The 11,588-nt window shown below is 53.7% G+C and carries 7 protein-coding genes; 1 reads left to right on the forward strand and 6 read right to left on the reverse strand.

Annotated elements, in window-relative coordinates:
- Positions 1 to 26: 26 nt before the first annotated feature.
- The 6 genes from FH871_RS19630 to FH871_RS19655 all read right to left on the reverse strand — a co-directional run bounded on the left by FH871_RS19630 (position 27) and on the right by FH871_RS19655 (position 10,980).
- Positions 27 to 2,246 (reverse strand): pyrroloquinoline quinone-dependent dehydrogenase, encoded by a 2,220-nt coding sequence (locus tag FH871_RS19630; protein ID WP_138993079.1) that lies wholly within the window; start codon positions 2,244 to 2,246, stop codon positions 27 to 29.
- Between the two features lie 24 nt (positions 2,247 to 2,270).
- On the reverse strand, positions 2,271 to 3,257 hold the full coding sequence (locus FH871_RS19635; protein WP_138993080.1) for a hypothetical protein: 987 nt from the start codon (positions 3,255 to 3,257) through the stop codon (positions 2,271 to 2,273).
- Positions 3,258 to 3,501: 244 nt separating this feature from the next.
- Positions 3,502 to 5,235 (reverse strand): RagB/SusD family nutrient uptake outer membrane protein, encoded by a 1,734-nt coding sequence (locus tag FH871_RS19640; protein WP_138993081.1) that lies wholly within the window; start codon positions 5,233 to 5,235, stop codon positions 3,502 to 3,504.
- A 42-nt stretch (positions 5,236 to 5,277) separates the two neighbouring features.
- Positions 5,278 to 8,727, reverse strand: a complete 3,450-nt coding sequence (locus tag FH871_RS19645) for a TonB-dependent receptor (RefSeq protein WP_138993082.1) — start codon at positions 8,725 to 8,727, stop codon at positions 5,278 to 5,280.
- 228 nt (positions 8,728 to 8,955) lie between these two features.
- Complete coding sequence (locus tag FH871_RS19650) at positions 8,956 to 10,071, reverse strand: FecR family protein (protein ID WP_138993083.1); 1,116 nt, start codon at positions 10,069 to 10,071, stop codon at positions 8,956 to 8,958.
- Positions 10,072 to 10,371: 300 nt separating this feature from the next.
- Positions 10,372 to 10,980 (reverse strand): RNA polymerase sigma factor, encoded by a 609-nt coding sequence (locus FH871_RS19655; protein ID WP_229317405.1) that lies wholly within the window; start codon positions 10,978 to 10,980, stop codon positions 10,372 to 10,374.
- 168 nt (positions 10,981 to 11,148) lie between these two features.
- Here FH871_RS19655 and FH871_RS19660 point away from each other — a divergent pair, with 168 nt between their 5' ends.
- Entirely contained in the window at positions 11,149 to 11,382 is a 234-nt protein-coding gene (locus tag FH871_RS19660) for a hypothetical protein (protein WP_138993085.1), read from the forward strand.
- The last annotated feature ends 206 nt before the right edge of the window (positions 11,383 to 11,588 follow it).

Here is an 11,588-nt window from a genome sequence, read left to right on the forward strand (position 1 = left end):
GGTTTAGATGCAAGTTGTGAATAGGTTTAAGGCAAGGCAAAAGCAATGTACGAACCACCCGGTTTATGGCCGTTTTTGACCCCGCCGGCGGCAATGACCACGTATTGTTTCTGGCCGACCTGGTACGTGATCGGCGTGGCAAAGCCACCCGCCGGAAGCTGGTATTCCCAGACGACTTTGCCGGTTTTTTTATCAAAAGCCCGGATTCGTTCGTCTTTGGTACCGGCAATAAAGACCAGACCCCCTGCCGTAACGATCGGTCCGCCGTAATTTTCGGTACCCGTAATCGGCACGCCTTTTTTCGTTAACTCCGGAAATTCGCCCAGCGGAACCCGCCACAGGTATTCACCGGTATTCAAATCGATGGCGTTTAGCGTTCCCCAGGGCGGTTTGACGGCCGGATAACCGTCTGGATCAAAAAACCGGGTGTAGCCATTGTTGATGTAAGGCGGAATATAGGGGAAATCTACTTTTTCGTTGGTTCCGGTCAAAACCGGTGCGTTGTGCTGATCCTGACTTTCGGCCGGTTTGGGTTCCGGCGTTTTGGTATCGGCATTGAGCAAATAGCGGACGAGCGTGAAACGGTCCTGATCGGAAAGGTGCTGGAACGAGGGCATCCGACCCCGGCCGGATCGTAAAACCGCATTGATTTCCTGACCCGAAAGCCGCTTGCCCAGATCGATCAGGCTGGGATATTCCTGTCCGCTGCCTTTGCGGTCGGGACCGTGGCAAGCCATGCAATTGGCCTGATACAGCGTTTTTCCTTTCGAAGCAATCTCGGCATTTCGGGCCGCCAGATCCGACATTCTCAAATCCCAGACCATTTCGTTCGAATTCTGGTACAGAATTCCCTGTGGATCGCTGGCGTTTCCACCCCATTCGGCGCCACCCCCAATGCCGAAAAACAGCGTTCCTTCCAGGCTGGGCGGCATGAATTTGTCACCGGAACGGGTTTTCAGAAACTTCGCTTTGACGAACGCATGCGCTTCGGGGGTCCGATTGGTAATGTCGGCTTCGGTGAAAACCTGCCGGGCGAAAGGGGCGGGTTTCGTCGGAAATTTTTGCGTCGGCCACGGAACCTCGCCGGGCAGGGCGGGCGAAGTCGGAACCTGCCGTTCTTCCACCGGGAAAAGCGACTCGCCGGTATCGCGGTTCAGGACGTACACCAGACCGTCTTTGGTCGTCTGGGCTACGGCATCGACGGTTTTTCCGTTGTGCTTCACCGTCACCAGGTTGGGCGGACAGGGCAGATCGCGGTCCCACAGGTCGTGGTGAATCGTCTGGTAAAACCACTGCATGTTGCCGGTTTCGGCATTTAGTGCCAGAATGCAATCGGAGTAGAGATTCTGCCCGGCCCGAATACCGCCGTAGAAATCGACCGAAGGCGAACCCGTTCCGAAATACACCGTGCCGCGCTTTTCGTCGAGCACCATGCCGGCCCAGTTGTTGGCCCCACCAATGCGTTTGTAGGCGTCCTTGGGCCAGGTTTCGTAGCCTTTTTCGCCCGGTTGCGGAATGGTGTGAAAAACCCACCGCACTTTTCCCGTCCGGATGTCGAAGCCCCGAACGTGGCCCGGTGCCGCGTCTCCCTGTTCCGAAACCGCCGACCCCAGCACCAGAATGTCTTTGTAAATAACGCCCGGCGTCGTGGAGGTCACCGACAGTTTGCTCAGATCCCGTTTCGATTCGTCTTGCAGGCCTTCCCGCAAATCGACTTCGCCGTTTTGGCCAAAACCGGCAACGGGTTCGCCCGTCAGTGCATTGAGCGCATACAGCGTAGAACCGGCGGAATACAGAATGCGTTTGTCGGTGCCCGGTCCGCCGTCGCGGCTTTCCCAATACATAACGCCCCGGCTCTGGTTAAACCGGGGTGATTTGTTTTTGAACGGATCGAAAAGCCAGCGTTGTTTGCCCGTTCCGGCATCGACCGCAAAAACCTTGAGCATGGGCGTCAGACCATAGAGAATCCCGTTAATGACAATGGGCTGGCATTGAATTTCGAGCGGTCTTCCGGCTTGGCCATCGGCACCAGCCGCGTCGAAGGTCCAGGCTACTTTGAGGTTTTTTACGTTTTGAAGATTAATCTGGCTCAGAGATGAATAGCGGTTTCCGGCCTTATTGCCACCATAATAGGGCCAGTCCTGGTTCGTTGGCGGGTTGGTGTCGCTCCCTTCCCAATTTGGAGCTTTGGCCGAAATGCCCAAAATCAATAGCCCCAGCACTGTACTTTGTAGCGCATACTTCATGATGGTATCCAGAAAAAAGATGGATTAGTGAGTCGATGCGGTTTTGGGCAGTGTATAAAAGTCGTACGAAATTTTCCACCTGAACGTCTGACCCGGATCGGCTTTGATTTTGATGTAAGGCTCGGGACACACCGTGGTGTGAATCGACCAGAAGGCCAGTTGTACAATGGGCTGATCGCCGACTACCCGGACGCCGGACCCGGTTCTGGTGTTTTCAACGCGGAAATCATAGTCTTTGGCCGTGTCGCCAAAACCGGTCAGGTAGCAATGCGTGCTTTCGCCTTTGGGTAACGCCTTTAGGTACGTAAACCGGTTGCCCTGCACATCGGCGAAGGTGCCGATTCCCCGTGTCGGTTTAACCTGCAAGGCAAATGGAAACGTGACCGAAATGTCCGGCCCGGTTTGCTGATTGTCGAGCATGAAAAAGTTGTGGTCATACACCGTCGTTTCAATGGTTTTCTTTCCGGTATTTTTCAGGCGGTGTTCCAGAACCAGCACCGGTTTGCCTTTTAAAAGCTTCACGGTTTTCTGGTAGCGATACGAATACCCCGCAGCATCGGTCAGTTCGTGGGTAAAAACGACTTCATCGTGACCAGTTTTGACGGCCCATTTTCCGGGATTGACCGTGGCGTACGGCGTCGCAAACCGGTAGGGCGAGTCCTTTGCTTTGCGCAGCGAACCGACGCCAATCTTCAGGAAATCGTCCCCCGGTTTGGCTTCGTCGTAGCCAATGGGCGTAAATTCTTCGACCGGGCCGCTGATGGCGTCGTGCCCTTTCGGATCGTATTTCTCGAACCACTGACCAAAAAAAGAATGCTCTTTATAGTCCAGGCTGGCAATCACGCCCGACCAGTCGAACCGGACACCCTGATAATACCCGTTGACCGAATCGGGCAGATACAGTTTCGCCCGGATGATCCCGTTGGTTATTTCCGCCTGCGGAAACGGTGGCAGGAGGGTGGTACTGGTGAAACTGAGGAGAATGGCGAAAAAAACGACGATTTTTTTCATAAGCAAAACTAACCCCAATAGATTCTGTTGTGCCGCCGAATGACCCCGGCGGGGTGTCCTGTTAATAGCAATAGCGGATCGATCGATTGTTTTAAGCTCCGGAGGAGCGTCCTGAAATCCCAAACCGCTATCCAGGACGCTCCTCCGGAGCTTGTATAAAATCATAATTCGGATGGCTATTAACAGGACACCCCGCCGGGGTCATTCGGCGGCACAATAGAGCTGTTAGGGTTGAATGAATTGATCAATACCCGGGATTTTGCTTCATATTGATGTTCGAGTTGATCTCGTCGATGGGAATGGGCTGCGCGTAATCGGTGGCTTCCCACTGAATGGTTCCGCCCCGAATGCGCTGGTAATAAGCCGCTTCCTGTGCCCCCAACTGCCAGCGACGAACATCGATCCACCAGTGGCCTTCGCCGAACAATTCTGCCCAGCGTTCGTACTTGAGCGGATCGGATTTAAGAACCGCATCGGTGGCTTTCGTGGCATCGGTCAGGCTTTTGTAATCGACCGGCGACGCGGTATTGACCGGATAGCCGTAAGCCCGCCGTTTTACCTTGTTGACGTATTCCAGCGCCGTGGCATTGTCACCGGTACGCATGAGCGTTTCGGCATACAGAAGATACACGTCGGCTAACCGCAGCAGCAGAATGTTGTTGCCATTGGCCATGTTGACTTCGGTTTCGGTAGCGTCGACCGTCAGGTATTTCCGGAAACTCCAGGCTTCCATGTCCATTTCGCTGATGTCGAGGAAGTGCGAAATTGGTCGTTTTTTGCCGCTTACAGTCATGCTATCCACGTAAGGCTGCCAGCATGACACCCACAGGCGCGGGTCCACGGTTTTGTTCTGCCGCGCCAGCACCGAGCGGGTGATATACGCCGGATCGACGTTGGTGGCCAGCGGTTGCGTGGTACCGGCTTTGAAGTAATGGCCTTCGTTAAAGCCAAACCGGGTGAGATTTTTGGCGTGCGGAAACACGTTCGACCAGGCCGAAGCCGCGGGCAGGTTGTTGTCGCTCACGTAGGTGGGGGCCAAAACCATTCCAATGCTCGATCCCATTGAGGTTTCCGTGTTGCCACGGGCGGTCATATCCACGTTCAGGTTCATTTCCAGCAACGATTCGGAATTGAATTCGTTTTTGCCGTTGAACATGGTTTTGTAGACATCAAACGAAACGAGCGACTTGCCACTGTTGGTGATCACATCCGCCAGCGAGGTTTTTGCGTTGGTCCAGTCCTGGGTGTAGACGTAGGCTTTGCCGAGGGCTGCCTTAACCGCCCAGCCGCTGATTTTGTGTTTATCGTTCGCGCCCGTCCAGGTTTTGCCGGCCAGCAGCGTCTCCGCAGCTTTCAGATCGCTGATGATAAAATCCCAGACCTGCTTCACCGTGGCCCGTTCGACCTGCGTCTGATCGAGGCTGGTCGACGCTTCGGTGATGATGGGAACGCCCAGTTTGTCGCCACCCTGGCCGTCGATGATCATGGCTTCTCCCCAGATCGTGATCAGGTACTGATAATACCAGGCGCGGAGGAAAAGGGCCTGACCTTTCATCAGGTCAATAGCCGCTTTATCGGTTTGCGAAGTTGCTTTGGGGCGGTATTTTTCAATGTTGACCAGCAGCGTATTGGCCCGCTGAACGCCTTTCCAGGTGTCCCGCCAGGTTTCCGACAGAAAACCGTCGTTGGGCTGTGAGTTGTTCTGCCCGAGCTGAATCCAGGTTGGTGTTCCCTGCCAGCTCAGGTCGGCCGTATGGTCCCACATGTAATAGGCTTTCCCGTAAATGTTGTGGCCGAACAGGCCCGCGGAGTGCTGTGTCCCGTAGACACCGGTCAGCAATTGTTCCAGATCCGTCACCGAACCGGGGTAATTGTTGGTGGAAAGCGCACCGGGATTGGTCACATCGATAAAATCTTCTTTACAGCCGGCCAAACCGAGCAGGGCCGTAAAGAGGGTTATTTTCAGAAATGGCTTCATCGTATGAAACATAGTTGTATCAACTGAGTAAGGTCTGGAGAATTAGAAACTGGCATCGATGCCCATCGACAGGAGCGTGGTGCGCGGATACGAATAGATCGCATCGATTCCGCGTCCGGTCGTTCCGTTGCGTCCCATCACCTCGGGGTCCAGGCCCGAATACTTCGTCAGCGTCATCAGGTTTTGCCCCTGCATGTAAATGCGGATGCTGCCCATTTTGATCTTGTTGGTGATCACCGACGGCAGCGTATAACCAACCTGGAGATTGCGCAATTTCAGATAGGCACCGTTTTCCACGTAATAGTCCGAGATGCGGGTATAGTTGGAATTCGGATCGCGAACGTAGTTGCCGGAAGCATCCTGGTAGCCAACGCGCGGCCGGTCGGTCAGGCCATTTCCGTTGAAGAAAGAGGTCTGGAAAATATCGCCCGTGGTGTTGTAGTCTCCCACAAAAAACTGCGTGTAGTAGCGGTTGGCATTGTAAATGTCCAGCCCCTGCACACCCTGAAACAGAGCCGACACGTCGAATCCCTTCCAGCCCAGATTCAGGGTTAAACCGTAGGTCATTTTGGGCCAGGGGTTACCAATGTAGGTTTTATCGTCGATGGTGATTCTTCCGTCGCCGTTCACATCCCTGAACTTCAGGTCACCGGCACCGGTTCCGGCGGCCTGATACACCACGCCCGTGGTGGGTTTACCGGCTGCTGCTGCTTTTTCCCGGGCTTGCTGGTTCAGCGTAGCCACTTCTGCATCTGTTTGGAAAATCCCTTCCGTGATATACCCGAAATACTGACTCATGGCGTAACCGGCCTGCGTCCGGGCAATGGTACTTTCGAGGTAATCACCCCCGGCACCGTCGTTGATCGGGTTGTTGTTCGTCCCGCTCAGTTGCTTGACGAGGTTTTTGTTGAAAGCGGCATTGGCGGCAACGCTGTAGGTAAAAGCCCCCACTTTGCCCCGGTAATCGATGGCGAGTTCAAGCCCTTTGTTGCTCATCTGGCCGATGTTGGTATACACCGTAGAGGCAGCAAAACCCGCTGACCGGGGAACCGGCACCTGGTAAATCATATCCTGGGTCTGGCGGCTATACCAGTCGATGGTTACGTTCAGGCGGTTGTTGAACAGCCCGATGTCGGCACCGATGTCCGTCTGTTTTACTTCCTCCCACTTGATGTTTTCGTTGGGTAACTGGGCGGTCAGCGCATAGCCCTTGGAACGGCTGCCGTCCGGCAGACCGTGGATGTTCGTGCCACCCGTTCCGCCGTAAGATGCCTGATAGGTAAACTGCGGGATGTTGCTGGTGCTGCCCAATTTGCCGTAACTGGCGCGGAGCTTGAGGTTCGAGATGGCCGGGATATTCCGCATGAACGCTTCTTCGGTCACTTTCCAGCCTACCGAAAACGACGGGAATACCCCCCAGCGGTTGGCGGGACCAAACCGGTCAGAACCATCCCGGCGGACGTTGGCCGTCAGCAGGTATTTCCCGGCATAGGTGTAATTGATCCGGCCGAACTGCGACAAAAGACGGGTTTGGGGATATTCGCCACCACTGGCGCGGTAGGTGCTGGGGTCGGTGCTCAGACCCAGGTTATACGTAACGATTTGAAACCCCTGTGCTTCGGCCGACAGGTTGCTCAGATCCTGCTGATAGGCTTCATAACCTGCCATTGCTTTAAACTCGTGCTGACCAATGGTTTTGTCGTAGGTCAACACGAAGTTTCCCGTCAGGTTGCGTTGGTTCGTTTGCGTTCGGGTCAGGTAAGCGAGCGAGTTCCGGACCACCCCAAAGTCGTGGGCTTCGCGGAACGTGTAGTCGCGGCCACTGAAAATGGAGGCACCGAATGTCGAGCGAAAATTCAACCCATTGACGATTTCCCAATCAAGGTACATATTGCCTTCAAGGGCATATTGATCGCTGAGCCGGTGATGGATCGCTTCCCAGCCGACCAGGTTTGGCCCCGTAAAAAACGAACCGGTTTTGGCCCAGCCGCCGAACGGATTGGTTTCGTCGCGGACGGCAACCAGCGGAGCCGAGCGAAACGGGTAGGTCGTGCTTTGCGCCGGATTGGTGCTCGTTCGCCAGGCAAACAGCGTTTCGCCGATTTTCAGGCGTTTGTTGATCTTAAAATCGGCATTCGACCGAATCCCCCAGCGTTGAAACGAGTTATCGATGATCGTGCCGTCTTCGCGCTGGTAGTTGGCCGAGAGGTAGTAATTGGCTTTGGCGGAGGCTCCCGCCATCGAAAGCGAGTAACTCTGTTCTTTCCCGTTTTGATAAATTTCGTCGGCCCAGTCGGTATTGGGTAAGGTCGCCGGATCACCATATCCGCTCGTGTTGACGCCGAAGGCTTGTTTGGCCTTGATATAATCCGCCGTGTTCAGCATCTGATACAGATTCCGGGGTTGCCGAACGCCGTAATACGCATTGAAGTTGATGCTCATTTTGTCCATTTTGGTGCCGCGCTTCGTCGTCACCAGCACCACGCCCCCCGCAGCCTGCGCGCCGTAAATGGCAGCCGCACTGGCGTCTTTCAACACTTCGATGGATTCGACATCCTGGAGGTTGAAGTTATTGCCCGCGCCCATCCGAATCCCATCCACGATATACAGAGGAGCCATACCGCCAATGGAGCCAATGCCACGGATGACAATATCGGAACCACCGCCCGGTGTGCCATCTGGTCTCGTTACCTGCACCCCGGCAGCCCGGCCCTGCAAAGCTTCGTTGACGCTCCGGACGGGCAGGTTTTTGATTTCCTCCGCCTTGACCGACGAGACCGACCCGGTTAGATCCGACCGTTTTTGGGTACCGTAACCGACCACGACCACTTCGCTGAGGTTCTTTGTGTCGGTTAATAGGCTGACGTTTACCTCCGTACGGTTTCCAACGGCAATTTCCTGGGAAGTATAGCCCACAAAACTGAACACCAGAACCGCATCGCCCGTCTGCATGGTCAGGCGGTATTGTCCATTGCCGTCCGTTGTGGTTCCGCGGGTGGTGCCTTTCACCACCACGCTGACGCCCGGTAGCCGCACACCGGCTTCGTCCGAAACCGTTCCGGATACGTTCTGATCGACCGCTGCGGCATCGTGGTTGCGCAACAGCTCATCCGCCGACGGAACCGGCAGGGGTTCCAGGTTCAGAATGATCTGCCGTCCTTTTACATAATACGTCAGGCTCAGCGGTTTCAGTAATTTGTCCAGAATCTCGCTCAGCGGTTGGTTGCTGGCATTGAACGATAAGCGCTGATTCAACTGAACCAGGGCTGAGCGGTAGGCAAAACGGACGTCGGCCTGTTTTCCCAACTGGTTCAAAACCGCCTTCATCGGGAGGTTGGTGGCCTGGATCGTGACACGCTGATCCATGATTCGCTGGGCTTCCACGGGGCGGGCCAAAGCGAGCCCGGTGAAGATCGCGGCCAGGAGTAACTGATAGAAAGTCAATTTCATAAAGCTACGCAACAGGCTAAGCGGTTGTCGAAGTTTTTTCATACTTTTGCTTGTTTTTTGGCTGTTTGGGATTTCGAATAGACAAAAAATACCCTTCTTCATCCTGGATGAGGTTGCTTAAAAAGGGGTCTGTTAGGGTCAGTGATGCTGGAACCATCATTGACCTTTTTTGTGAAAGGGGGTTACTCAATCATAGGCAAATGGGATTAGGGATAGAGATGGGGTCCGCGTAAAACGTATTAAAATGTATAGGGTTTAGGAATAGTTACTTCAATGGCATCCTTTGCTGGTGATCACAATCTGGCCGTCAAGCACTTCATATGACGCGCCGATGGTCTGGCAAATGACATCCAGCCGTTCCAGCAAATTTTCTTCGTTAAAGGTCAGGTTCACGAGACAGTTGGCCAGCGCTTCCTCATCGAAAAGCAGTTTGATGCCGTACGTACGCTCGATGCTGGCAAACACTTTGTCCACCGGCGCATCTTCAAACACCTGCTCGCGATTAGGCCGGTTGGCGATCAATGCCGCCGGTTTTGCCACCAGGGCTTTTACCAGCTTGTTCTCTTCCAGATTATACGTCATCTGTTGATTCGGTGTCAGCACCACTCCTTCGACGCGCCGGAGACCGGATTGCTGCGCCTGTTCGTAATCTTTCTGTGAATAGACCGAAACCCGACCGGTTTTTACCATTACCGTTACGTCTTTTTCGCTCGTGTATGCCCGAACCAAAAAGCTGGTTCCCAGTACTTTGGTGACCGTTTGGTTGGCATAAATCAAAAACGGTTTGGCCGGATTTTTCATCACGTCGAAAAACGCTTCACCGCTGAGGTACACCGTACGGGTTGTGTTGTCGAAACGTTCGGGATAACTCAGGCGGCTGTTGGGATTCAGCGTTACGACGCTGCCATCGCTGAGCAGAATATTGATCGCTTTGGAGCCGGTATTGACCTTTTCCTGCAGCGGTATGGTGACGGTTTTAGTTAGGTATTCGTAGGGGGCGGCCGCCGGTTTGGGGGCTCGGTTCACATAAAGCCAGGTGCTGAGGCTGATCAGCAAAACGGAAGCCGCCACCGCCCACCGCCACCACGGCCGTTGCCCCAGCGGCAGAACCGGCACGTCCAGTTCCGCATCCCGGTGTTCGACGGCCTTGCCAACCAGCCGGTTCAGCTCGTCCGCCAGCCGGTTTTCGGTGGCATTGTCGCGGTAGTGATCATCCAGCGCGCGAACCAGTTCCTGGGCCTGCCGAACCACGTCGGCGCGGTCGGGATTCTGGGCCAGCCAGCGGTTCCAGAAAAGGGCGGCTTGCGGAGACGACTCCGCCGTCCACTGCCGGAAGGACGCATCGAACAGGAAGTCTTCAGCTTCGTACGTTCTGTAATTAATCATTGAGAAAATAGTATTCTAAGGCTTCTACTTGCATAGTGCCGGAGAGGGAGGAGCAATACCCAAAAAAAAGTAAAATTATTTTGGGGAAGAGTTCAATAATGGACTGGCTACGCGTTTAGCGGTGAAGCGATTGGTCTTACGCAGGAAACATCAAAAAAACGTCGGGTAATCCATTGCCTAGTCATGAAATGCCCCATCCCTCAGGGACTCATCCGTCCGGTAGGCGGACACGGTTGCTACAACATGGACCCTCCCTCCGGGAAGGGTGGCAAAACCGGGCTCCGTAGAAGGAGCTTTCATTTACGATAACCGGATCATTCCCAGCAAAACCACGAGCAGGCTGGACGACCACTGGTGGCGGAGTTCCTTGAAGGTTCGGTGAAGCAGGTTGGCGACGCTTTGGCGCTCCAGCCCCATGATCAGGGCGATTTCGTGGTTTTCCAGATTCTGGTAAAACCGCAGGTAGAGCACTTCCTGCTGGCGTTTGGAGAGGGAAGCCATGAGCTGGCGTAACAGGCGGGTTTGCTCCGTCTGGCTTTCGTCATCGATAATTTTCTGTTCGATGGAATCGGAAAACGGCATCTGGGCAGGCTCCGGTTCGTCGAGCTGAACCGACGGATGGTGGGGAAGAGCTTTTAAAAGCTTATAACGCAGGGCTTTCAGCAAATACGTTTTGACAAAAACCGCATCGCTGACCGTAGCCCGCCGGTCCCACAATTCCAGCAACAAATCCTGGATGGTATCCCAAACCAGTTCCGAATCCGCAGTCAGCCGTGAACCGTAGTTATACAAGCTACGGTAATGCCCCTGAGCCAGTTCGCCGAAAGCCAGTTCGTCGCCGGCTTTGAAGCGTTGCCATAGCTCCTGGGGGGCAAGATTTTTATACTCAGCGGCTGTAAAGCGTTCCAATGGATGATGACCGTCAAGGACTAACTTTAATTGTACCAAATGTAGTGTTATTTTAACAGAGATGGTATTTTGTGGGTGAAATCTATAATTAAAAGAATTTAAAATATGGCAGTCAGTGGAGCAGCTAAAGCGCAGAACAAGGGCTGACATCCGGAAAAAGAACCAAAAATGGAGCGTCGGCTTTCAATAAATCGGCAGTTCGCTAACTTTGATGGAATATTGCTTTCAGGGACTCCCGGTTTCGGCAACGGTATTGATCAAACGAATAGCCACACCATGAATAACCGTTTCAAAATATGGCTCAAGCGCGTCGGCTGGCTGGGCTTTCTTTTCTTTCTCATTAAAGGCCTGCTCTGGCTGATCATCCCTTATTTAATTGCAAAAGGCGTTTTTTCAAAGTAAAAAAGAATCAAGAACGAATATCACTATAACATAATCACTTTCTGCACGGTTTATTGAAGAAGGAAATTGGCCGGATTATTGACATCGTCTCTATTATTTTTTTTGTACAAATATGACTCCACGTTCAACATTCGGCGTCTAAAGTACGTATTGAATAGGAAGCAAAGGCAGAAAACAGGGTAGGCGGTTGGTTATCCGGTGACTGA

It is taken from the genome of Larkinella sp. C7, assembly GCF_006149005.1.
In the GTDB taxonomy this organism is placed as follows: domain Bacteria; phylum Bacteroidota; class Bacteroidia; order Cytophagales; family Spirosomataceae; genus Larkinella.